General features: G+C 68.6%; 1 protein-coding gene. It reads left to right on the top strand.

Annotated elements, in window-relative coordinates; genetic code table 11:
• Nucleotides 1-382 (top strand): AMP-binding protein (locus GO615_RS30175; RefSeq protein WP_169133131.1); only part of this gene is annotated, 382 nt, incomplete at both ends.

Genomic DNA, 382 nt, shown 5'->3' on the forward strand with positions numbered 1-382 from the left:
TCGCTGCCCGTAGCCGTGCTCGAGAAGTTCGAGAGGGTGTTCTCGACGAAGATCCACGAAGGCTACGGCCTCAGCGAGACCTCGCCGTCGATCACGTCGAACCAGGAGGCGCTCGGCGTCGAACCGGGCACCGTCGGACACGCGCTGTGGGGCATCGACATGGGCATCGCCGACCTGACGGTGCCCGAACGCGTCGAGCTGCTGCCGCCGGGCGAACGCGGCGAGGTCGTCTGCCGCGGCCACGCCATCTTCGCCGGCTACTGGAACAACCCGGCCGCGAGCGCCGAAGCCCTGCAGGACGGATGGTTCCGCACCGGCGACATCGGCATCCAGGACGAGACGGGGCGGGTGCGCATCGTCGACCGAACGAAGGATCTCGTCA

The sequence above is a fragment of the Aromatoleum evansii genome, from assembly GCF_012910805.1.
In the GTDB taxonomy this organism is placed as follows: domain Bacteria; phylum Pseudomonadota; class Gammaproteobacteria; order Burkholderiales; family Rhodocyclaceae; genus Aromatoleum; species Aromatoleum evansii.